The organism is Salinisphaera aquimarina, from assembly GCF_042643355.1.
In the GTDB taxonomy this organism is placed as follows: domain Bacteria; phylum Pseudomonadota; class Gammaproteobacteria; order Nevskiales; family Salinisphaeraceae; genus Salinisphaera; species Salinisphaera aquimarina.
The window spans coordinates 1-22,261 of the sequence record NZ_JBHRSS010000002.1; the positions used below are offsets into that span (position 1 = coordinate 1).

Here is a 22,261-nt window from a genome sequence, read left to right on the forward strand (position 1 = left end):
CACCCTCGGCCCGCTCACTACCGATATCGCCCCCGGCTACGACCACATCACCTCCGGTATCGGCGCCGCCCAGATCGGCTGGTACGGTACCGCCATGCTCTGCTATGTCACGCCCAAGGAACATCTGGGCCTGCCCAACAAGGCCGACGTGCGCGAAGGCATCATCACCTACAAGATCGCGGCTCATGCTGCGGATCTGGCCAAGGGTCACCCCGGCGCGCAGATCCGCGACAACGCGCTGTCCAAGGCGCGCTTCGAATTCCGTTGGGAAGACCAGTTCAATCTCGGCCTGGACCCGTTGAAGGCACGCGAATTCCACGACGAGACCCTGCCCAAGGACAGCGCCAAGGTCGCGCATTTCTGCAGCATGTGCGGCCCGAAGTTCTGTTCCATGCGGATTTCACAGGAAGTGCGCGAGTTCGCCCACGAACGCGGCATCCATACCGCGCAGGACGCCATCGATGCGGGCTTGGAGGAAAAGGCCGAGGAATTTCGCGAGGGTGGGAGCAAGATCTACAGTTGAGCCCCTGTGGATAGCACTCACCTGTGTCCAATGCCGGGCGCGCGCTGGCCCTACGACGGCGATTCGGTGTCGTTTAGGCTCTTGCGCCAATCACGCCTCGCTCCCCTACCCGGAACGCTATGCAAAGAAAACTCACTTACGACATGCTTGGGCGTTCGACGCTCGATATCACACGCGATATCGACGACATCGTCCGCATGGCGGACGTGGATGTTGGCGTGTGCCACGTGTTTTGCATGCACACGTCCGCTTCATTGATGATATGCGAGAACATTGATCCAGCGGTGCGGGATGATGTCGAGCGCTGGATGCAGAAGACCGTCGTTGATGGTGATCCCATGTTCTTGCACGACATGGAAGGCCCGGACGATATGTCGGGTCATATACGTACAATGCTGACTGGAGTCAGTCTCAACGTTCCCGTAGCCGAGGCACGGCTTCAGCTGGGCACCTATCAGGGCATTTATCTATATGAACACCGGACCGCCTCGCACCGTCGACAGGTGATGGTGACGGTGCTTGGGGCGGCGAGCGGTTGTTAGTGCCGTCCCACGCAACGGATTCTGCAGGCGCGAAGGCTTGTTAACGTGCCCGGCGCTACCGTATTCATCACAAAATTTTTGTCTTGCACGCCTTGGACGAATGATTGCCCATGAATGACGTATCCAAAAAAGCGGTGTTCCCCCGAATCAATCGGTTGCCGCCCTATATGTTCGCGATCATCAACGAACTGAAAAAGGACGCACGTGCACGGGGCGAGGACATCATTGATTTCGGCATGGGCAACCCCGACCAGCCCACGCCCAAGCATATCGTCAACAAGTTGATTGAGGCCGCGCGAAGACCCGATACGCATCGATATTCCGTTTCCAAGGGTGTGCCACGTCTGCGCAAAGCAATCTGCGACTGGTATATGCGCCGATTCGCCGTCGAACTGGATCCGACGACCGAAGCGATCGTGACGATGGGTTCCAAGGAAGGGCTCGCTCATCTCATGCTCGCGGTACTTGAACAGGGTGATCAGGTTCTGGTCCCCAACCCTGCCTATCCGATTCATCCGTACGGTGCAGTGATAGCAGGTGCCGATGTTCGACATGTTCGCTTGATGCCGGACAGCGATTTTTTTGGGGATCTTGAAAAAGCGATTAAAGAATCGTGGCCACGACCCAAGATGGTGTTGTTGAGCTTTCCGTCCAACCCCACGGGAGAATGCGTCGAACTGGAATTCTTCGAACGCATCGTAGAAATGGCTCGCGAATACGACCTGTGGGTCGTGCAAGACCTGGCCTATGCGGATTTGTGCTTCGACGGCTACAAGGCGCCCTCGATTCTTCAAGTCGAAGGTGCAAAAAACGTTGCTGTGGAATGTTTCAGCCTGTCGAAAAGCTATAACATGCCGGGGTGGCGCGTCGGATTCATGTGCGGCAACGAAACATTGATTGCCGCGCTGGCACGCATGAAATCTTATCTCGATTACGGCATGTTTACGCAGGTCCAGGTTGCGGCAATCGCTGCGCTAGAGGGGCCACAAGAGTGCGTGACTGAAATTCGGGACATGTACCAACACCGTCGCGATGTGCTTTGCAACGGGCTCAACGATATGGGTTGGGCTATAGCCAAGCCGAAGGCTACTATGTTCGCGTGGGTGCCCATCCCCGAGCGCTATGTGCACATGGGATCGCTTGAATTCACTAAATTCCTGCTCAGCGAGGCGCAAGTGGCGGTTTCCCCTGGTATCGGATTTGGCGAGTATGGTGATGATTACGTGCGTTTTGGCTTGATCGAAAACGAGCAGCGCACGCGTCAGGCCATTCGCAATATAAAGCGCCTTTTCAAGTAAATCGATAAGCGACCGGGCGGGTACTCCGGCGTAGAGCCGCGTTTCGATTCGGCGTCGCGTGCTGATGCCGGTTTTCTATATCTTTGGAAGAATTACTCAGACTCCTCTATGACCTGCTCTAGGGCGTTGATGAACCCCGTGAGTAGCGGAGAGACGACGGGTGTTGTTCGCTGAACCCGCCACAGCGGGCGGGTCAGTTGCAGTTCCTCCAGTTGGACATATTGCACCTTTGCGTTAGTACTGGCCTGCGACGCTGCCAGTGCGCTGACGCAGGCCAGCCCGGCGCCTGCCGCGACAGCTCGCACAATCGCCCCACTGTCGTTCATTACAAGTTCCGCCCTCGGCGCTGGGTAACCATTGAGTGCCAGGCTTTGTTCGAATACCGCGCGCGTTCCCGACCCGGGCTCTCGAGATACCCAGGGATGATCGGCGAGCCTGCCAGCATGGATATCACCTATCTGATAGTTCGGTGGTGCAATAATCTGCAAGACGTCAGTCCGCCATAGTGAGACGACTACGTCATTACGCCGGGAGGGCCCCTCAATAAAGCCGACGTCGGCGCAAAGTTCCGCCACCTGAGTTTCTACATCAGCACTGTTACCCGACGTCACGTGAATCGAAAGTGTGGGGTGTATCAGCCGCAACATGGCGAGTGGACGCGGCAGCACATATCGCGCAATCGTACTCGATGCCGCAACAGACATTTGGCCGGAGAGTGCTTGATTTACGCCGCGAGGTGATAGCCGCTCAGGTATCTCATGAAGCGCTTCCAGCGGCGGCCCAGACAGTTGCAATAGTTGGCGCGCGGACGCGGTAGGAACGATGGCACGTCCTTTTCGCTCAAACAGCGGCACGTCCAGCATAAGGGAAAGCTCTGTAAGTGCTTGGCTGACGGCTGCCTGACTTAAATATAACGCGTCGGCTGCGCGTTTTACTTGCCCAGTGCGTACAACAGCGGCAAAAATCTCTAACTGGCGTAGCGTGAAGTGCGAATGAGCCATCTAAGCGACGTTAGTTCGATTGGCGAGGAATTTATAATAAACTATGGAAGGTGGTTGTATGCCAACCCGAGTCGGTCGAAACCGTAGATATCACTGTTCTATCGCAAGGATTTCAGCGTCACATAGGTCTGGCACGCTGATTGGAGGTGTGCGGAGAATAGTGCATTATTTCGTTCGCTGGGACTGCTCGGCTTTGACATTGGTCGTCCGAGGCGCGGGTTCGTCATCGGTCAGCATGCTGCAAGCACAAGCTGGCAGGAGCTGGATCTATCGCGCACTTCACGGTTGGTGGTCTGTCTACACGGCGGCGGTTAGGGTTATGCAGCCAGGATCGAGAGAATACCGTCATGAGCGCAAGCTACAGAATAGCCGGCTGGGTCGATGATCGCGGCGGCATGCCGAAGGAAGGCGACTTGGCCGCGGATCGGCCCGGTCCGGGCAGTGTGTTGCTGAGCGTGAACTGCAAATTCGCCAAGCCGGTGTATGTGGGCGATACGATCGGCGTGTGCGACGACAACCCGGCTTGCACCGTCCGTATGACGGTGGAAAAGCAGACAGGCAAGGTCTGCGTCAGCGGCGAGGCTGCGATCTGCACGACATCGCTGCCGCAGTGAATCGGGGGACGGAGTCGCCGGCGTACGGAGAATTCGCGGCGCTGACGCAGGATCCGGCGGGTCGCTGGCAGGCGCTGGCGATTCTTGCCAGTGCTCTGTTGCTCGGCATGACCACCTGGTTCTCGGCCACGGCGGTGGTGCCGCAGCTGCGTGAGGTGTGGGCACTTACCGCCGGACAGTCGGCGTGGATGACCATCGCGGTTCAGCTGGGTTTCGTTCTCGGCGCGCTCACCTCGGCGGTATTCAATATCGCCGATCGTATCGCCCCGCGACGGCTCATGCTCTATGGCGGCGTGGGTGCTGCGATCGCCAATGCGCTGTTGCTGTTCGACCCGGCTGTGCCTGAGGCCATCGCCCTGCGCGCGGCCACCGGATTCTGTCTCGCCAGCGTCTACCCGCCAGCGATGAAGGCAATGGCGACCTGGTTCAAGATCAAGCGCGGGACCGCGCTCGGCATCATGGTCGGCGCCTTGACCATCGGCTCGGCCGCGCCGCATCTGGTCAACGGGCTCGGCGGGCTGGACTGGCGCATCGTGATCGCGGCGACGTCGGTCATGTCGCTTGCCGGCGGCGTTGTCGCTCAATACCTGGGCAGTGACGGGCCGTTCGATTTCCCGCGTGCGGTGTTCAATCCGCGTCAGGCATGGCAAGTGTTTTCCGATCGGCCGGTGATGCTGGCCTGTATCGGTTATTTCGGCCACATGTGGGAGCTCTACGCGATGTGGGCCTGGTTCAGCGTGTTCTTCGGCGATGTGCTCACCGCGCAGGCGGTGGCCAATCCGCTGGCCTGGAGCGCGCTGGCGACTTTCATGGTGATCGGTATCGGCGCGATCGGCTGTTGGCTCGGTGGCGTGCTCGGCGATCGCTGGGGGCGGGGTAGAGCAACATCCCTTGCCATGGTGGTTTCGGGCAGCTGTGCCGTGCTGATCGGTTTCATGCCCAGCCTGCCGTGGCCGCTGGTATGGGTGGTTGGCCTGATCTGGGGTTTCTGGGTGGTCGCCGACTCGGCGCAGTTCTCGACCGTGATCACCGAACTGGGCGATCAGGCCTATGTCGGCACCGCACTCACGCTGCAACTGGCCATCGGCTTCGTGTTGACCGTACCCACACTGTGGCTGATTCCGGTCGTACATGACGCCTTCGGCTGGGCGCCCGCATTCGGGCTGCTTGCCGTCGGGCCGGTGATCGGCACGATCGCGATGCAGAAATTGAGCCGAATCGAACAACAGCGACACGCTGTAACCGGCTGACAGGAAACCGAACGGGCGCCGTCTGGCCTGTCACACGGGTGCAGCAGCAGGTGTCTACGAGGCTTGCGGCGACAAGATGGGCCGAACCACGCAGACGCGGCAGTCGCCGCATAAACATGCCACGTCGAGATACGTCGTGTAGGATTAGCCGCGCGGCAGCGAGGGGTGACTTGCCCTTGCGCGTGCCGACCGGTTTCGAGCGGCTGTCCGGGAAGCGTAATCCCCCGAATTCACGAGGGATTACATTCCTGAAGATGGTGCCCAGGAGAGGACTTGAACCTCCACGAGCGTTAGCTCACTAGCACCTGAAGCTAGCGCGTCTACCAATTCCGCCACCTGGGCGATGGGGACGCGCAATTTATCCACTGTTGCCCGTCTTGTCAACGTTGTTTCTGCGTTGACGGCATTCGGGTATCTTGCACTCCTTATGGAGAAATATTTTGAGTAACAGAAAAGCGGGCGCCAACGACTGGCGTGCGCGCGACCCCCACTACACGCAGGAGAAAGGCGCCTACGCCGAACCGGTGCCGAGCCGTCAGCTCGTGCTCGATGATCTGGCCGACCAGTCGCGCCCAATGACGCGCGAGGAACTGATCGAACTCTACGGCCTGGTTGACGAAAAAGCCCTGGAAGCCTTCGATCATCGGCTACGCGCGATGCTGCGCGACGGCCAGTTGCTGGAAAACCGGCGCGGTGCGCTCGGGCCGCTGGACAAGATGGATCTGGTGCGCGGTCGCGTACAGGGCCATCGCGACGGCTTCGGCTTTCTCATTCCGGACGACGGCGGCGAAGACGACGTCTTTCTCAACCCGCGCCAGATGCGCCTGCTCATGCATGGTGATCGCGCGGTAGTGCGTATCGTTGGACGCGATCAGCGTGGGCGCAGGGAAGGGCGCGTGGCCGAGGTGCTCGAGCGCGTCAACGACGCGGTCGTCGGCCGTTTCGTCGAAGAGCGCGGCGTGTGCCATGTCGTGCCCGACAACGCGCGCATCGCCCACGATATCCGCGTGGCCGACAAAGACCGCCGCGGCGCGAAGCACAACCAGATGGTGTCGGTTCGTATCGTCGAGCCGCCGTCCAAACGTTCGCAGCCGATCGGCGAAGTGGTGGAAGTGCTGGGTGACCGCATGGCCCCCGGCATGGAAATCGATATCGCGCTGCGCTCGCACAGTATCCCTTTCGAGTGGCCCGAGCAGGCCCTGAACGAGGCACGCGCCTTCGGCGACAGCGTCGCCGAGGCCGACAAGAAAGGCCGCGCGGATCTGCGCGATCTGCCGCTGGTCACCATCGACGGCGCCGACGCGCGCGATTTCGATGATGCGGTCCATGCCAAGAAGACGCCGCGCGGCTGGCGGCTCTGGGTGGCGATCGCCGACGTGTCGTCCTACGTCAAACCCGGCTCCGCGCTGGATGAAGAGGCGCAGAATCGTGCCACCTCGGTGTATTTTCCGAGCAACGTCATCCCGATGCTGCCCGAGGCACTCTCGAACGGGCTGTGCTCGCTCAATCCCGACGTCGACCGGCTGGCGCTGGTCTGCGAGATGCGTCTGGACAAGCGCGGCAACATGCGCTCCTCGCGTTTCTATTCCGCGGTGATCCGCTCGCACGCGCGCCTGCTCTACGAACAGGTGGCCGACTGGCTGGAAAACCCGGAAAACCTGCCGGCCCAGCACGCCGCGCTCAAGAAGCCGCTCGAACATCTTTACGGGCTCTACGACGCGCTGCTCGCCCAGCGTCGCGAACGCGGGGCGATCGAGTTCGAAAGCACCGAAACCAAGATCGAGTTCAACGCCGATCGCAAGATCGAGCGGATCGTGCCCACCGAACGCAACGTGGCCCACAAGATCATCGAGGAATGCATGATCGCGGCCAACGTGGCCACGGCCTCGCATCTTGCGAAGAAGCGCATGCCGTTGCTCTATCGCGTGCATAGCGGACCGGCGGCGGACGCGCTGGTCGATCTGCGCGCGTTCCTGGCCGAGCGCGGCCTGTCTCTACCCGGTGGCAACGACCCGCAGGCGGCCGACTACGCCAGCGTGCTGGCGACGGTCGCCGATCGCAGCGACGCGCACCTGATCCAGACGGTCATGCTGCGCAGCCTGTCGCGGGCGGTGTATTCGCCGCACAACGATGGCCATTTCGGCCTGGCGCTGGAGTATTACGCGCATTTCACCTCGCCGATCCGGCGCTATCCGGATCTGCTGGTGCACCGCGCGATCAAGCATCTGGAGGCCAAGGGTAAGCCGGCCACGTTCGATTACGACACCGCGGATATGGAACGGCTGGGCAAGACCTGCTCGGAAGCCGAGAAGCGTGCCGATGACGCCACCCGCGACGTCGACGACTGGCTCAAGTGCGAATACATGAGCGATTGCCTGGGCGAGACCTTCGAAGGCACCGTAACCGGCGTGACATCGTTCGGTCTGTTCGTGGAACTCGACGGTATCTATGCCACCGGGCTCGTGCATGTGTCCGGACTGTCGAACGACTTCTATCACTACGATGCCCAGTCGCGTTGTCTACGCGGCGAGCGTTCAGGCGTGGTACACCGTCTGGCGGACAAGATGAAGGTCAAGGTCGCCCGGGTGGATCTCGACGAGCGCAAGATCGATTTCGAGCTGATCGAGCCCGACGGCGCGGCCGGTAAACGCAGCAAGCCGGGTGGGCCGAAAAAGCCCGATGGCAAATCGAACGCCAAGTCCGGCAAGGGCGGCAAAGCCCGCCGTCAGGGAAATCGAGGTAAAGGTAAATGACGCGCAAGCACTCTGTATTCATGATCGTGGCCCTGCTATGCACGGCGCTGTTCCTGACCGCCTGTGCGGGTGATCCGAACCGCCGTACCAAGATCGGCGCCGGCGTGGGCGCGGTTCTGGGCGGTATCGCCGGTTCGCAGCTGGGCGACAAGTCGGGCACCAACGCGGCGATCGGCGCGGCCATCGGCGCGATCGCCGGCGGCGGCACCGGTCGCTACATGGACAATCAGCAGAAAGAGCTGAACACCCAGCTGGAAGCCGAGCAGGCCCGCGACGTGCTGGATATCACGCGGCTCGACGGCGACGCGCTCAAGATCGGTGTGGCCAGCGACGCGTCGTTCGCGGTGGACAGTTCGACGCTCAGCCAGAGCGCCCAGACCACATTCAACAAGATCGCCAGCGTACTCAAGGACTACGACAAGACCGCTATTCATGTCGTCGGCCATACCGACAGCACCGGCAGCGAGCAGCACAATCTGCAGCTGTCGCAGCAGCGTGCCCAGTCGGTGGCCCAGTTTCTGACCGGCCGGGGCGTGAATTCGCAGCGCGTGCTGACCTGGGGGCGCGGCGAATCCGAGCCGATCGCGAGCAACGACACGGACGTCGGCCGGGCAGAGAATCGGCGTGTCGATATCGTGATCAAGCCCATCGTTGAAGGCCAGGAATCGCAGGCGTTCGCGGAGCCGCCGTACCTCGGCTCCCGTTAGCGCGACGTTCCGGCGACGCCCAAAGCCCGGTATCGCCGGGCTTTGTTTCGTTAGGGCAAACAAATTTGGGGCGGAGCCGCTGGCGCCGCGCGGAATCGGATCACGAATGAACGGATCAGCGAATCCGGAGGCAAAGCGATGTCGCGAGAAGACGAACAGGGGCTGATCGGCGGTTTTCATGCCGTGACCGCGGCGATTGAGGAAGGACGGCCGATTGTCAGGATATGGCTCGCCGCCGGCCGTCAGGATGGCCGCGCCGAAGCGCTGCGTGAATGTGCACGCGCGCGCGGCATCGATCTGGTGACCGCACAGATGACCGACCTGGACTCGATGCTGCCCGATGTGCGCCATCAGGGCTGTGTGGCCGAGCGTGAACTCACGCGGGAGCTGCGCGAGTCGGATCTTCCCGCGCTGCTGGCCGCCCAGGCCACGCCCTGGGTGCTGGTGCTCGACCAGGTACAGGATCCGCACAATCTCGGCGCCTGCCTGCGCAGCGCCGCCGCCGCCGGCGTGACCGCCGTGATCGCGCCGCGGAAACGGGCCGCCAGCCTGACACCGGTCGTGCGCAAGGTGGCCGCCGGTGCCGCCGAACGTGTGGCTTTCGTGCCGGTAACCAACCTCAGCCGCGCGCTGGAGCGGCTGCAGAAGGACGGCTTCTGGGTGGTCGGCCTCGACGGCGCGGCGCCCGCGTCGATCTATGACACCGAGCTGCCCGAGAAAATGGTGCTGGTGGCCGGCGGCGAAGCTCGGGGTATTCGGGAGTTGACCGCACGCCATTGCGATACGTTGGTATCGATCCCGATGGCGGCGGATATCGAGAGTTTGAACGTGTCGGTGGCCACCGGTGTGGCTCTGTTCGAGGCCGTGCGTCAGCGTCGGCGCGACGTCGCAGTCTAGATCGGGCGTGCCGGCGCCGAGTCCTCAGACGCCGTCGACGGGGCGCACGGGCGAAATGCATTGCGCCGGGTCCGGCAAGTCTCTAGAATACCGCGCCTTGCGGTGCTTGCGCGCCGTGATTCCTTGCGCCACGACAATCGGTCGGGCGCTTCTAACCGAAAGGAAACACAATGAGACATTATGAAGTCGTGTTCCTGGTTCATCCGGACCAGAGCGAACAGGTGCCGGCGATGGTTGAAAAATACCGCGGCATGATCGAAGCCGACGGTGGCCAGATTCACCGTCACGAGGATTGGGGCCGTCGTCAGCTGGCCTATCCGATCACCAAGATCCACAAGGCACACTATGTTCTGCTGAACATCGAGTGCACCCAGAACGCGCGCGAAGAGCTGGAAGATGCCTTCCGTTTCAACGACGCCGTTCTGCGTCATCTGGTGATCGTGCGGCACAAGGCCGACACCGATCCGTCCCCGCTTGCCAAGAACGCCGATGACCGCGGCGATCGCAAGCCCGCCGCCGCCGCCAGCTAAGGAGCACTGCCATGGCCCGTTTTTTCCGCCGCCGCCGTTTCTGCAAGTTCACCGCCGAAGGCGTTGAGGAAATCGATTACAAGGATATCGAGACCCTCAAGCAGTACGTCACCGAAACCGGCAAGATCGTACCCAGCCGTATCACCGGCACTGCCGCGCGTTACCAGCGTCAGTTGTCGACCGCGGTCAAGCGTGCGCGTTTCCTCGCGCTGCTGCCGTACACCGACCGTCACTCGTCCTAGGAGGCCATCGTGGAAGTCATTCTGTTACAGAAAGTCCGCAATCTCGGCGACCTGGGCGACACCGTCAGCGTGCGTGCAGGCTACGGCCGCAACTATCTGATGCCGCGTGGCATCGCCCTGGCTGCGACCAAATCGAACCTTGAAGTCTTTGAAAGCCGCCGTGCCGATCTTCAGGCTGCGTCGAAGGATCGCGAGGATCGCGCCAACGCCCGTGCCGACCAGGTGCGTGGCAAGGAATACGTCATCGCGATGCGTGCGAGTGACGAAGGCAAGCTCTTCGGCTCGGTCGGCCCGCAGGAAATCGCGGAGAAGATCACCGAGGAAGGCGTCGAGCTCGATCCGCGCGAAGTGGCGCTGCCCGAGGGCACGATTCGTGTCGTGGGCTACCACAGCGCGCTGTTGCAGCTGCACGCCGAAGTGGAAGTCGAAGTCACGATCGTGGTCGCCCAGCAGACCGACATGGGCGTCAACATGCCGCCGCGTGGCGGGGTCGACGTCGACAACGAAGACGTGACCGCCGAAGACGTCGAAGACGAGTTGCTGGCCGAGGCCGGTGAACCCGCTGATGAAAGCGGTACCGAAGCCGATGCCCCGCTCGGCGAGCGCGAAGAAGAAGAGAATTGATCGAGCCGGCGGTCTTGGGCCGTCGGATTGATTGAATAGAACGCTGCCCCGAGGGGCGGCGTTTTTTTTGCGCCGTCGCTTGCGTAAACTTCCTTTTCACTGTCGCCGGATATCCGATTCATGGCCGAAGCCAAACTGCCCCCGCATTCCATCGAGGCCGAGCAATCCGTTGTCGGCGGGCTTCTGCTGTCCGAGCGCGCCTGGGACGACGTGGCCGGGGTGATCAACGAAGACGATTTCTATCGCGAAGACCATCGCCTGCTGTTTCGCGGCCTGGCCGACCTTGCCGATACCAATCAGCCGCGCGATCTGGTCACGCTCACCGAATGGCTGCGTAGCCGCGATCTGCTGGAAAAAGCGGGTGGCGGCACCTATCTGGGCAATCTGGCCGCCGAAATTCCGGGTGCGGCCAATATCAAGGCCTACGCCGATATCGTGCGCGAGCGCTCGATCATGCGCCAGCTCATCCGCGCCGGTGACCAGATCACCACCATGGGATTTTCGGCGGAAGGCCAGTCGGCCGACGATATGCTGGGCACGGCCGAGAAGGCGATTTTCGCCATAGCCGAGCGCGGCCGGCGCGGCGGAGAGGGCCCGATCGGCCTGAACCAGCTGCTGACCAATGTGGTCACCCGGATCGAGGAACTGGTTCAGAACGAGGGCGCGTTCTCGGGCACGCCGACCGGCCTGATCGAATTCGACAAGCTGACCAACGGCCTGCAGCCGGCGGATCTGCTGATCCTGGCGGGGCGCCCGTCGATGGGCAAGACCAGTCTGGCGATGAACATCGTCGAGAACGTCACCCTCAAGGAAAAGGTGCCGGTCGCGGTTTTTTCCCTGGAAATGCCGGCCGAGCAGTTGGTCATCCGCATGATCTCGTCCTGGGGGCGTATCGATCAGACCCGGCTGCGTTCGGGGCGGCTCACCGAGGATGACTGGCCCAAGATCACGTCGGCGATCGGCATCATGAACGAAAACGCGCGCCTGTTCATCGACGATACGCCCTCGCTGTCGCCGAGCGAGATGCGGGCCCGGGCGCGGCGACTCAAGCGCGAGCACGATATCGGCCTGGTGGTGGTCGATTATCTGCAGCTGATGCAGGTCCCCGGCACCAATGAGAACCGCACCAACGAAATCTCCGAGATCTCGCGCCAGCTCAAGGCCATGGCCAAGGAACTCAACGTGCCGGTGATTGCGTTGTCCCAGCTCAACCGCCAGGTGGAGCAGCGCGACAACAAGCGTCCGCGCATGTCCGACCTGCGTGAATCGGGCGGTATCGAGCAGGACGCCGACGTGATCCTGTTCGTCTATCGCGACGAGGTCTACAACGAGGACAGCGACGCCAAGGGCGAAGCCGAGATCATCATCGGCAAGCAGCGTAACGGTCCGCTCGGTACGGCACGAACCGCGTTCCTGTCCCACCTGACGCGGTTCGAGAATCTTGCCGATCGGGGCGACGAGGATTTCCATTGATCAGCCAGAGGCGCTCGTGAGGATCGCCTGGGTCGATAGGCGCGAGCGCGCGCCGCAGCCGGAACATGCCTTGTTCTGCGAGCGCGGGCGCGTGGCGCTGGCGGCATGACCCGCACGCTGGCCACCATCGATCGCACGGCGTTTGCGCATAACCTGGCGCGTGTCCGCGAGCTGGCGCCCGGCCGCGCGGTTTATGCGGCGGTGAAGGCCGACGGCTACGGTCATGGCGCCGTGACTGTCGCCCAGGCGCTGACCGATGCCGACGGCTTCGCGGTCTCCAGTCTGGACGAGGCGCTGCAGCTGCGCTGGGCCGGCATCGACCGGCCGATCGTGATGCTCTCGCAGCGGCTCGATGCCACGGTCTGCGAGCAGGCCGGCGAGCACGGGCTGGAGATCGTGCTGTTCCATGACCACCAGCTCGATGCGCTCGAACACTATATCGGTCCGTCGGTACGGGTCTGGATCAAGCTCGATACCGGCATGCACCGGCTCGGCTTTGCCTGTGCGCGTGCGGATGAAATCCAGCAGCGGGTCGATGCGCTCGAGCGCGTGGTGCTGGCCGGTTGGCTGACCCATCTGGCCTGCGCGGACGACCCGGCCGCCGCGCTTACGCGTCGTCAGCTGGGCGAGTTCGAAGCCGCCACCGAAGGCCGGGCCGGGGCGCGCTCCATCGCCAATTCCGCCGGCGTACTGGCCTGGCCGCAGGCGCACGCCGATATGGTCCGGCCTGGCATCATGCTCTACGGCAGCTCGCCGCTGCTCGATCGCGACGCGACGGCCTGTGATCTGCGTCCGGCCATGCACCTGAGTGCGCCACTGATCGCCCGCCAGACCATTGCCGCGGGCGAGGCGATCGGCTACGGCGCCACCTGGCAGACGCCCGAGGACATGCCGGTTGGGGTGATCGGCATCGGCTACGGCGACGGCTATCCGCGCCATGCGCCGGCCGGCACGCCGGTGTTGATCAATGGCGTACGTGTGCCCCTGATCGGGCGCGTGTCGATGGACATGATCACCGTCGATCTGCGTGCCGCCCCGGACGCCGCCGTGGGCGACCGCGCCACGCTCTGGGGCCCGGGCCTGCCGGCCGACGAGATCGCGCAGGCCGCGGGCACGATCAGCTATGAGTTGTTCTGCCGGCTTACACCGCGGGTGCGATTCGAGATCGTCTAGAGTGGACTATGGGCCGAGCCGGATCGGGCTCTTGCCGCGATCCTCGCGCTCGGCCTTGCCGTGTTCACGGCGGCGCTTGTCGATGGCCTGACTCGACAGATGTTCGCTGAAGAAGGCGATCTGGTCGGCGCTGGATTGACGAAAACCCGCGTCGCGATAGATATCGAAATGGCCGATACGGTAATGACGCTCGGTGGCGCGCGTGCCGGCGTGCAGCGCGGCGGCCTCTGCCGCGTAGGCCGGGGCCACGCTGTCTTCATCGCAGATCTGGATCAGGACCGGGCAGGCCAGGCGATTGGCGCGCCGACCCGGTCGATAGAGCGCGAGCGTGAGCATGCTGCGCGCGGTGATTTCATTGCGCCAATCCGGCGGCGTGATGGCGTGATAGCCGTCGTAGGCGTCTGCGCTCGACATCGAGGCGAGCTTGCCCGGGCGCGCCACGATCGGAATGTAGTAAGGGTCGGCGCCTGCCAGATTGGCGATCAGATCACGAATGCCGGCCCAGCTGAGCTTGAGCAACTGCAGGATGCCGGCATAGGACGCCAGGTTCAGCACCGCCGCGAGCCCGTCCATCATCGGGCCCTGTGACGTGACCGCGGCCACCTGCTTGTCGGCGGCGGCCGCGGCGATCACATGGCCGCCCGAGAACGAGCTGCCCCAGAGCGCGATGCGCTCCGGATCCACGTCCAGCTGGCGGCGCGCCACGTTGATCGCGGCCTTCCAGTCGCGCAGCTGGCGCCGTACCGACAGCAGCTGGCGCGGTTCGCCGTCGCTGGCGCCGAAATGGCGGTAGTCGAACAAGAACACCGCCAGGCCGGCGGCGGCGAAACGCTCGGCATAGGGTTCGAGTCCGGCGTCGCGGGTGCCGCCCAGGCCGTGGGCCATGACCACGCAGGGCACGCCCGCCGGGCTTCGAAATGCATCGCCGCGGGCCGGATAGAACCAGGCCCGGGCGGTGGTGCCATTGACGGGAAAGTCGATATCCAGGCGTTCGTGCATAGCGGCTCGTTACAGGGTTCGTGCGTATGAACGCAGGACCACGCCGCAAGTGCGGCCGGCCCGCGTGTCGTCGTCGCCGGGCGCAGGGCGTTTGCGCGACGCGGCGTGCATCGTTCCAATACAAGCCCTAGTATGCCGTTTTGTGTCGACCCGAAGTAAGCGCATGGCCCGCAGTAAAACCGTATTCGTGTGCGAATCCTGTGGTGCGACGCATCTGAAATGGTCCGGCCAGTGCGTGGATTGCGGCGCCTGGAACACGCTGGTCGAGAGCGCGGCGGCCGCGCCCGCGCGACCCGGGGCGAGCGCGCCGGCATCGTTTGCCGATCATGCGCCGCGCGTGGAGCGGCTCAACGCAATCAAGCCGAGCGAGACCGCGCGTACGCCCAGCGGCATGTCCGAGCTCGATCGCGTGCTCGGCGGCGGGCTCGTCGCCGGTTCGGTGATCCTGATCGGCGGTGATCCCGGCATCGGCAAATCGACCCTGCTGCTGCAGGTGATGGCGCAGTTGTCGGCCACCATTCCGGCGCTCTATGTCACCGGCGAGGAATCATTGGAGCAGGTGCATCTGCGCGCGCAGCGGCTGGGCGTGGGCGAAGCCGACCTGTCGGTGCTCGCCGAGACCTGCGTGGAGCGCGTGCTCGCGCTGGCCAAACCGCAGGCGCCGCGGTTGATGGTGATCGACTCGGTCCAGACCGTGTTCTCACAGGCGCTGACCTCGGCCCCCGGCAGCGTCTCCCAGGTGCGCGAATCGGCGTCCATGCTGGTGCGATTCGCCAAGGCCACGGGCACCGCGGTCATTCTCGTGGGCCATGTCACCAAGGAAGGCACCATCGCCGGCCCGCGCGTGCTCGAGCACATGGTCGATACCGTGCTCTATTTCGAAGCCGAGGCGTCGAGCCGGTTCCGGGTGATTCGCGCGGTCAAGAACCGCTTCGGCGCGGTCAACGAACTGGGTGTGTTCGCGATGTCGGGCGCGGGGCTCAAGCAGGTCACCAATCCGAGCGCGATCTTTCTGTCGCGACACGAGACCGCGGTGCCGGGCAGCGCAGTGATGGTCACGCGCGAGGGCTCGCGGCCGATGCTGGTCGAGGTGCAGGCGCTGGTGGACGGCTCGCAGCTGCATAATCCGCGCCGCGTGGCCCTCGGCCCGGATCCCCAGCGGCTGGCCATGCTGCTGGCCGTGTTGCATCGCCACGGCGGCATCGCTTTGGGCGATCAGGACGTGTTCGTCAACGTCGTCGGCGGCATGCGGGTGTCGGAAACAGCGGCCGATCTGGCCGTGGTGCTGGCCGCGATGTCGAGCTTTCGCGATCGCGCGCTCGGCGAGCGGTTGGTCGTGTTCGGCGAGATCGGTCTGGCCGGCGAGATTCGGCCGGTGCCGGGCGGCGAGGAACGGCTGGCCGAGGCCGCCAAGCACGGTTTCACGCGTGCGATCGTGCCCAAGGCCAATGCGCCCAAGCAGAAAAAGATGGGGGATATGGAGATCGTCGGCGTCGCCCGGCTGGCGGACGCCCTGGACGCGATCAGCGATCGCTAGCTGGGTAAAGCCGCAACATTTTCACGCTGAGGCAACGGACAGGCTGGCCGGCTCTCTTGTTCAGGCCTCGCGCTTGCGCGTCCGCTTCTTGGGCGGGCGGACCCGCACCGTCTTGACCAGGTTGGCGCGGGTCTGGGCGATTTCGAGCACGTAGCGGCCGACCTTGAGCGTGGTCCCGGGCTGGGGAATGGTTTCCAGATGCTCGGTGATCAGGCCGTTCATGGTCTTGGGCCCGTCCACCGGCAGCTTCCAGTTCATCGCGCGGTTGAGCGAGCGCAGGGTGACCGTGCCGTCGACCAGATAGCTGTCGTCGGCGTCCATATAGACGTTTTTCACCCGCGTGGCGGGGTCGGTGGTGAATTCGCCCACGATCTCCTCGAGAATATCCTCGAGGGTGACCAGCCCCTGGATATCGCCGTATTCGTCGACGACGAACCCGATGCGCCGTTTCTGATTCTGGAAGTTGAGCAGCTGCTGGTTGAGCGGCGTGCCTTCCGGGACATAGTAGGGCTCGCGCGTGAGCGCCAGCAGCGCGTCCTTGTCCAGATTGTCGTTGGAGACCAGCGCCAGCACGCGCCGCATGTGCACGATACCGGCGAGCTCGTCGATGGAGCCGTCGAAGATCGGCAGGCGGGTGTGCTGGTTGTGGACCAGCTGATCGAGTATTTCCGGCCAGGAATTGCTGATATCGATGCCCACGATCTCGTTGCGCGGGACCATGATGTCCTCGACCGTGGCTTTTTCCATGTCCAGAATCGACAGCAGCATCTGCTGATGTCGGCGAGGAATCATGGCGCCGGCCTCGGTCACGACCGTGCGCAGTTCCTCGGATGACAATGAATGCGCCGCGGCGTCGTCGGCGGAGACGCCGAACAGGCGCAGGATGCCGTTGCCTGCGGTGTTGACGACCACCACCAGTGGCCAGGCGATGCGCAGCAGCGGCTTGTAGACATAGGCTGCCGGAAAGGCGATGCGTTCAGGGTGCAGGGCGGCCAGCGTCTTGGGCGTGACCTCGGAGAAGATCAGCACGAACACGGTCAACGTGACGGTGGCGACCAGCACGCCGACATTGCCGAACATGCGGATGCCGATCACGGTGGCGACTGCGGAGGCCGCGATATTGACCAGATTGTTGCCGAGCAGGATCAGCCCGATCAGCCGATCCGGACGCTCCAGCAGTTTCGCCGCCCTCGTGGCGCCGCCGTGGCCGGTCTTGGCCAGGTGCTTCATACGATAGCGGTTGAGCGTCATCAGCCCGGTCTCGGAACCCGAGAAGAAGGCCGACAACACGAGCATCAGGATCAATATGCCGAACAGAACCGGCAGCGAAATGGCGTCCAAGGACTCAGCCTGTATTCAAATGGAGTCGCGCAGCGCCGTCGTACCCCGGGTCGTGCATGCGCGCACTACCAATGTTCGCCCAGAATGAGCTCCAGCACCAACTTGCTGCCGAAATAAGCAAGCAGGAGCAGCACATAGCCCGCGAGCGCGCCGCGTACCGCGACCCGGCCGCGCCAACCGTAGCGCCAGCGCCCGTAGAGCAGCACGGCAAAGAACAGCCAGGCGATCAGCGACAGGATGGTCTTGTGGGCCAGATGCTGGGCAAACAGATCGTCGATGAACAGCGCGCCGGTGGCAATCGCCAGGCTGAGCAGGAAGAAACCACTGCCGATCAGCCGGAACAGCAGTGTTTCCATCGTCTGCAGCGGCGGCAACGAGGTGAACATGCCCGAGGGAGGGCGGCGACGCAGCTGGCGATGCTGCATCGACAGCACCACCGCCTGGACCGCGCTCAGCGTGAGCAGTCCGTAGGCAAGAATAGACAGAAGAATATGCAGCTGCAGGGGCCACGCCAGCGACTCGGTCGCGCTGTGGGTATCCGGTACCAGCAGCCCGGCGATGGCGCAAAAGCCCGCCAGCGGATAGATCACCAGGCCCAGCGCGCCGACCGACTCGCGCAGCGAGAACAGCCACAGCAACAGAGCGGCCTGCCAGGCGAACAGGGATAGCGCGGTACCCAGGCCGATGACCAGCATGCCGGCCTGCAGACTCATGTGGATCAGTGCGATCAGCTGGGCCGTGAGCCCGACAGCGGCACAGGCGGTGACGCGCCAGTAGGCGCGGCCGTCGGCCAGATGCTGCCATACCGCGCGGGTGGCACCGGCAAAGGCCAGCGCCGCGATGAACACTTCCAGAACGACTAGCGCCATGGGGCGTGAGCGAAGGTCAAGGACATGGCTCTATTGTGCCGTATTTGCAGCATTAATGACGCCCACGAGACCGGGTCGCGGCGGCGCGCTGGTGCGGCGACATTCCGTCCCGGTGCCCTGCGTCGGTATACTCATGCCTGTCACAGCTCAATCGACGAAGCGCTTTCATGTTCGACAGTCTCAGCGACCGGCTCAATCGCAGTTTTCAGACGATCCGCGGCCGTGGGCGTCTGACCGAAGACAATATCAAGGCGACCCTGCGTGAAGTGCGCATGGCGCTGCTCGAGGCCGACGTGGCGCTGCCCGTGGTCAAGCAGTTCGTGGAGGATATCCGCGCGCGCGCCATCGGCAACGAGGTGATGACCAGCCTCACGCCGGGCCAGGCGCTGATCAAGATCGTGCGCGACGAGCTCACCGCGCTGCTCGGCGAGGCCAACGAAAGTCTGGATCTGCGCGCCAAGCCACCTGCGGTGGTGCTCATGGCCGGCCTGCAGGGCGCCGGCAAGACCACCTCGACCGGCAAGCTCGCGCGCTATCTCAAACAGCGCGAGAAGAAGAGCGTGCTGGTGGTGTCGACCGATATCTATCGGCCAGCCGCCATCGATCAGCTCAAGCGCGTGGCGGCCGATGTCGAAGTCGACTTTCATCCGAGCGTGTCCACGGACAAGCCGCTGGCGATCGCGAAATCCGCACTGGAGGCCGCACGCAAAGGCTTCTACGACGTGCTCATCGTCGACACCGCAGGCCGGCTGGGCATCGACGAAAAGATGATGGCCGAGATCAGCGCCCTCAACGACGCGCTCAAACCCACCGAGACGCTGTTCGTGGTCGACGCCATGACCGGCCAGGACGCGGCCAATACCGCCAAGGCCTTCGGCGATGCGCTGCCGTTGACCGGCGTCGTGCTCACCAAGGTGGACGGCGACGCCCGTGGCGGTGCCGCGCTGTCGGTACGTCAGATCACCGGCAAGCCGATCAAGTTCCTGGGCACCGGGGAAAAACTCGAAGCCCTCGAGCCGTTTCACCCCGATCGCGTGGCCTCGCGAATCCTCGGCATGGGCGACGTGCTGTCGCTGGTGGAAGAGGCCGAGCAGAAGGTCGACAAGGACAAGGCCGAGAAGCTCGCCAAGAAACTGCAGAAGGGCAAGGGCTTCGATCTCAACGATCTGGCCGACCAGCTGCGCCAGATGCAGGAAATGGGTGGCCTCGGCGCGCTCATGGACAAGATGCCCGGCGGCGCCCAGATGCCCAAGGGCATGGCCGCTGCCGCCGACGATACCCAGGTCAAGCGCATGCTCGCGATCGTGGATTCCATGACCGTCCAGGAGCGCGCGTTCCCCGACGTGATCAAGTCGTCGCGCAAGCGTCGTATCGCCTCCGGCTCCGGCACGCAGGTTCAGGACATCAATCGCCTGCTCAAGCAGCACTTGCAGATGCGCAAGATGATGAAGAAGCTCAAGGGCGGTGGCATGAAGAAAATGATGCGCGCCATGCAGGGCATGGGTGGCGGGGGCGGCGGCATGCCCGGAATGGGCGGCGGCGGACTGCCGCCGGGCATGGGTCGATGAGTCATGATCGCGCTATGAACGTCACTATAAACGCCGGATAATCGCCGGCTTCCATTCTCGACTTATTGGCGTACAATACGCGCTCTCTGCGGGTGCCTGCATATGAATGCGGCACTGTATAAATCAATTCCAAACGGCATAATTGGCTATGGTCAAAATTCGACTGCAGCGCGGCGGCGCTAAGAAGCGTCCCTTCTATCACATCGTTGTTACCGATCAGCGCAATGCGCGTGACGGTCGCTACCTCGAGCGTCTGGGTTTCTTCAACCCGGTCGCCGTCGGCGGCGAAGTGCCGCTGCGTCTCGACGTCGAGCGCGTCGAATACTGGAAAGGCCAGGGCGCGCAGCTGTCCGAGCGTGTTCTCAATCTGGTCAAGTCCTTCAATCGTCACGGCGAAGGCGAAGCGCCGGCGCGTGCCGCGCCGCCCGTGAGCAAGGCCAAGGAAGCGGCCAAGCAGACCGTACCCGCCGGTAGCACCGGCGACGTGTCGGCGGCCGAGCCCTCAGCCGACGCCAGCGGCGAAGACAAGAGCGCGGCAGCCGAATAAGCTGCCTCGTCGAGCATGACCGTGGCGAATACGCCCATCGTGCTCGGCCGCGTCAACGGTCTGTTTGGTGTCAAGGGATGGCTCAAGGTCTATTCCTACACCCGCCCGGCCGACAACCTGCTCGAATTCGCCGAATGGATGATAGGCCGCCAGGATAACTGGCGGCCTTTTCGCGTTCTGGAATCCCGTGTGCAGGGCAAGACGCTGGTGGCGCGGCTCGGTGACACGGACGGCGTGCCGTTGCCGGATCGGGACGCGGCGGTGGAACTGCTGGAACTCGATATCGCGGTATCGCGCGAGGCGATGCCGCCGCTGCCCCACGGTGCCTTCTACTGGTTCGATCTGATCGGGCTCGAGGTCGTCAACCGCGACGGCGTACCGCTCGGCCGCGTCACCGAAATGATGGAAACCGGCGCCAACGACGTCCTGGTGCTGGCCGGCGACCGCGAACGGCTGGTGCCGTTCGTGTACGGCGAGATCATCGACAGCGTGGATCTCGACGCGCAACGTATCGTGGCCGACTGGGATCCGGAGTTCTAGTTCAACCGGATCGGGCCAACGCGATCATGCATATCGACGTCATCACCCTGTTTCCGGAATGGATCGCGCAGTTGGAACAGTTCGGCGTTGTCGGGCGCGGTCTGCGCGATGCGCGGCTGACCCTGGCGCAGTGGAACCCGCGCGATAGCGCCGACAACCCCAATCGTCGTATCGATGACCGCCCCTACGGCGGCGGCCCGGGCATGGTCATGCAGGCACCGCCGCTGGCTCGCACGCTGGAGCGAATTCGCGCTGCGCGGGCCAAACCCGCGCCGGTCATCATGCTATCGCCGCAGGGTGAACGTTTCGACCAGGCCTGGGCCGAGAAGCTGGCCTCCACCGACGGCTTCGTGCTGGTATGCGGGCGCTATGAAGGCATCGATCAACGCTTCGTCGACGCCCATGTGGATTTTGAGCTGTCTGCCGGCGATGTCGTGCTCTCCGGGGGCGAACTGCCGGCGATGATGATCATCGACGCTGTGGCTCGCTTGCTGGATGGCGTACTCGGCGACAGTCGATCGGCGCAACAGGACTCCTTCACCCAAGGCCTGCTCGATCATCCGCATTACACCCGGCCGGAGCAGGCGCTGGGCGAGAACGTACCGGACGTGCTGCTGTCCGGCGATCACGCCAGGATCGCGCGCTGGCGCGAGAAGCAGGCGCTCGGCGCGACCTGGCTACGTCGCCCCGATCTGCTCGAGGCGCTCGCGCTGGATACGCGTCAGCATGAGCTGCTGGCGGAATTCATCGCCGAGCAGGGCACGACCCGAGAGCCGAAGCCGAAAAGCTAACATCGGTATTGCCGGGGTCGAGTGCCCGATACCGGCGCATTGCGTTCATGCCTCTGATCCGGGCTACGCTAGCCTGTTTTCAGCCGCGCATCCGGGCATCCGGGCCCGAGTGCCCGCATTGGCAATCCGAACTCAATCGATCGCCGCGCCGGCGTGGATCGGGTCATGGGCCCGACTCTCGAGCGAATTGCTGCGTCGGCGACGGCTTTCGGCTCGGCCGAGGCCGCGACGGCAGGCCGACGGCAGTTTGCTGAATCTGCTGACGATTTCGATCATGGGCGGAATCGGAGCCGATACGCGCCCGGATCCAACGCTGAAATCAAGGCTGTTACATGCATATAAATCATGGGCGTTGCGGCCGCCATACCCATTTAGTCGAAGTCAGTCCCCAATCAATTGTCTTTGCGCGGACGCCATGCTAATCGTCAATCAGTTCCGCCAG

21 protein-coding genes, 1 tRNA gene and 2 pseudogenes are annotated in these 22,261 nt (G+C 63.4%); 18 read left to right on the forward strand and 6 right to left on the reverse strand.

Annotation, left to right across the window (positions count from 1 at the left end):
* The 3 genes from ACFOSU_RS03440 to alaC all read left to right on the forward strand — a co-directional run.
* Positions 1–523 (forward strand): phosphomethylpyrimidine synthase ThiC (locus ACFOSU_RS03440; protein ID WP_380686476.1); only part of this gene is annotated, 523 nt, incomplete at its 5' end.
* 119 nt (positions 524–642) lie between these two features.
* A complete protein-coding gene (locus ACFOSU_RS03445; RefSeq protein ID WP_380686478.1) occupies positions 643–1,065 on the forward strand; it encodes a secondary thiamine-phosphate synthase enzyme YjbQ in 423 nt (140 codons plus the stop codon).
* 110 nt (positions 1,066–1,175) lie between these two features.
* Positions 1,176–2,363 carry an alanine transaminase gene (gene alaC / locus ACFOSU_RS03450; protein ID WP_380686480.1) on the forward strand — a complete coding sequence of 396 codons (1,188 nt, stop codon included), beginning with the start codon at positions 1,176–1,178 and terminating at the stop codon, positions 2,361–2,363.
* A 92-nt stretch (positions 2,364–2,455) separates the two neighbouring features.
* Here the strand turns inward: alaC and ACFOSU_RS03455 are convergent, their stop codons facing one another.
* Entirely contained in the window at positions 2,456–3,364 is a 909-nt protein-coding gene (locus ACFOSU_RS03455) for a LysR substrate-binding domain-containing protein (protein WP_380686482.1), read from the reverse strand.
* A 347-nt stretch (positions 3,365–3,711) separates the two neighbouring features.
* On the opposite strand from ACFOSU_RS03455, the gene ACFOSU_RS03460 reads away from it, so the two are divergent.
* Together ACFOSU_RS03460 and ACFOSU_RS03465 are read left to right on the forward strand one after the other, a co-directional pair.
* Complete coding sequence (locus tag ACFOSU_RS03460; protein WP_380686484.1) at positions 3,712–3,978, forward strand: hypothetical protein; 267 nt, start codon at positions 3,712–3,714, stop codon at positions 3,976–3,978.
* Positions 3,975–5,228, forward strand: a complete 1,254-nt coding sequence (locus ACFOSU_RS03465; protein ID WP_380686486.1) for an MFS transporter — start codon at positions 3,975–3,977, stop codon at positions 5,226–5,228. The genes ACFOSU_RS03460 and ACFOSU_RS03465 overlap by 4 nt, the downstream gene beginning before the upstream one ends.
* Positions 5,229–5,483: 255 nt before the next feature.
* Here ACFOSU_RS03465 and ACFOSU_RS03470 read toward each other — a convergent pair.
* A tRNA-Leu gene (locus ACFOSU_RS03470) sits at positions 5,484–5,570 on the reverse strand.
* A 98-nt stretch (positions 5,571–5,668) separates the two neighbouring features.
* Between ACFOSU_RS03470 and rnr the strand changes: the two genes are divergently transcribed.
* The 8 genes and pseudogenes from rnr to alr all read left to right on the forward strand — a co-directional run bounded on the left by rnr (position 5,669) and on the right by alr (position 13,627).
* Positions 5,669–7,981, forward strand: a complete 2,313-nt coding sequence (gene rnr / locus ACFOSU_RS03475) for a ribonuclease R (protein ID WP_380686488.1) — start codon at positions 5,669–5,671, stop codon at positions 7,979–7,981.
* A complete protein-coding gene (locus ACFOSU_RS03480; RefSeq protein WP_380686490.1) occupies positions 7,978–8,688 on the forward strand; it encodes an OmpA family protein in 711 nt (236 codons plus the stop codon). Before rnr ends, ACFOSU_RS03480 begins: the two co-directional genes overlap by 4 nt.
* 138 nt (positions 8,689–8,826) lie before the next feature.
* The gene (gene rlmB, locus ACFOSU_RS03485; RefSeq protein ID WP_380686492.1) at positions 8,827–9,585 is read left to right on the forward strand and encodes a 23S rRNA (guanosine(2251)-2'-O)-methyltransferase RlmB; all 759 of its coding nucleotides are present in this window, start codon (positions 8,827–8,829) and stop codon (positions 9,583–9,585) included.
* A 170-nt stretch (positions 9,586–9,755) separates the two neighbouring features.
* Complete coding sequence (gene rpsF, locus ACFOSU_RS03490) at positions 9,756–10,115, forward strand: 30S ribosomal protein S6 (RefSeq protein WP_380686494.1); 360 nt, start codon at positions 9,756–9,758, stop codon at positions 10,113–10,115.
* Between the two features lie 11 nt (positions 10,116–10,126).
* A complete protein-coding gene (rpsR, locus tag ACFOSU_RS03495; RefSeq protein WP_006914321.1) occupies positions 10,127–10,357 on the forward strand; it encodes a 30S ribosomal protein S18 in 231 nt (76 codons plus the stop codon).
* Between the two features lie 9 nt (positions 10,358–10,366).
* Positions 10,367–10,810, forward strand: a pseudogene (rplI, locus tag ACFOSU_RS03500) (50S ribosomal protein L9); the annotation flags it as partial.
* Positions 10,811–11,101: 291 nt separating this feature from the next.
* The gene (gene dnaB / locus ACFOSU_RS03505) at positions 11,102–12,454 is read left to right on the forward strand and encodes a replicative DNA helicase (RefSeq protein WP_380686496.1); all 1,353 of its coding nucleotides are present in this window, start codon (positions 11,102–11,104) and stop codon (positions 12,452–12,454) included.
* A 105-nt stretch (positions 12,455–12,559) separates the two neighbouring features.
* Positions 12,560–13,627 carry an alanine racemase gene (alr, locus tag ACFOSU_RS03510; protein WP_380686498.1) on the forward strand — a complete coding sequence of 356 codons (1,068 nt, stop codon included), beginning with the start codon at positions 12,560–12,562 and terminating at the stop codon, positions 13,625–13,627.
* Positions 13,628–13,633: 6 nt separating this feature from the next.
* Here alr and ACFOSU_RS03515 read toward each other — a convergent pair whose 3' ends face one another.
* A complete protein-coding gene (locus tag ACFOSU_RS03515; RefSeq protein WP_380686500.1) occupies positions 13,634–14,626 on the reverse strand; it encodes an alpha/beta hydrolase in 993 nt (330 codons plus the stop codon).
* 163 nt (positions 14,627–14,789) lie between these two features.
* Between ACFOSU_RS03515 and radA the strand changes: the two genes are divergently transcribed.
* The gene (radA, locus tag ACFOSU_RS03520) at positions 14,790–16,163 is read left to right on the forward strand and encodes a DNA repair protein RadA (RefSeq protein ID WP_380686502.1); all 1,374 of its coding nucleotides are present in this window, start codon (positions 14,790–14,792) and stop codon (positions 16,161–16,163) included.
* A gap of 60 nt (positions 16,164–16,223) precedes the next feature.
* Here radA and ACFOSU_RS03525 read toward each other — a convergent pair whose 3' ends face one another.
* Both ACFOSU_RS03525 and ACFOSU_RS03530 read right to left on the reverse strand, forming a co-directional pair.
* Positions 16,224–17,504, reverse strand: coding sequence for an HlyC/CorC family transporter (locus tag ACFOSU_RS03525; RefSeq protein WP_380686504.1), 1,281 nt, complete (start codon positions 17,502–17,504; stop codon positions 16,224–16,226).
* A gap of 65 nt (positions 17,505–17,569) precedes the next feature.
* The gene (locus ACFOSU_RS03530; protein WP_380686506.1) at positions 17,570–18,373 is read right to left on the reverse strand and encodes a cytochrome C assembly family protein; all 804 of its coding nucleotides are present in this window, start codon (positions 18,371–18,373) and stop codon (positions 17,570–17,572) included.
* 167 nt (positions 18,374–18,540) lie between these two features.
* Between ACFOSU_RS03530 and ffh the strand changes: the two genes are divergently transcribed.
* The 4 genes and pseudogenes from ffh (at position 18,541) to trmD (ending at position 21,819) form a co-directional block, all read left to right on the forward strand.
* Positions 18,541–19,941: a signal recognition particle protein gene (gene ffh / locus ACFOSU_RS03535; RefSeq protein ID WP_380686508.1), complete on the forward strand. Its 1,401-nt coding sequence runs from the start codon at positions 18,541–18,543 to the stop codon at positions 19,939–19,941.
* Between the two features lie 148 nt (positions 19,942–20,089).
* Positions 20,090–20,326, forward strand: a pseudogene (gene rpsP / locus ACFOSU_RS03540) (30S ribosomal protein S16); the annotation flags it as partial.
* A 177-nt stretch (positions 20,327–20,503) separates the two neighbouring features.
* Positions 20,504–21,028, forward strand: coding sequence for a ribosome maturation factor RimM (gene rimM / locus ACFOSU_RS03545; protein ID WP_380686510.1), 525 nt, complete (start codon positions 20,504–20,506; stop codon positions 21,026–21,028).
* A gap of 26 nt (positions 21,029–21,054) precedes the next feature.
* Positions 21,055–21,819: a tRNA (guanosine(37)-N1)-methyltransferase TrmD gene (gene trmD / locus ACFOSU_RS03550; RefSeq protein ID WP_380686512.1), complete on the forward strand. Its 765-nt coding sequence runs from the start codon at positions 21,055–21,057 to the stop codon at positions 21,817–21,819.
* A 132-nt stretch (positions 21,820–21,951) separates the two neighbouring features.
* Here the strand turns inward: trmD and ACFOSU_RS03555 are convergent, their stop codons facing one another.
* Positions 21,952–22,095 carry a hypothetical protein gene (locus tag ACFOSU_RS03555; RefSeq protein WP_380686514.1) on the reverse strand — a complete coding sequence of 48 codons (144 nt, stop codon included), beginning with the start codon at positions 22,093–22,095 and terminating at the stop codon, positions 21,952–21,954.
* Positions 22,096–22,261 lie beyond the last annotated feature (166 nt).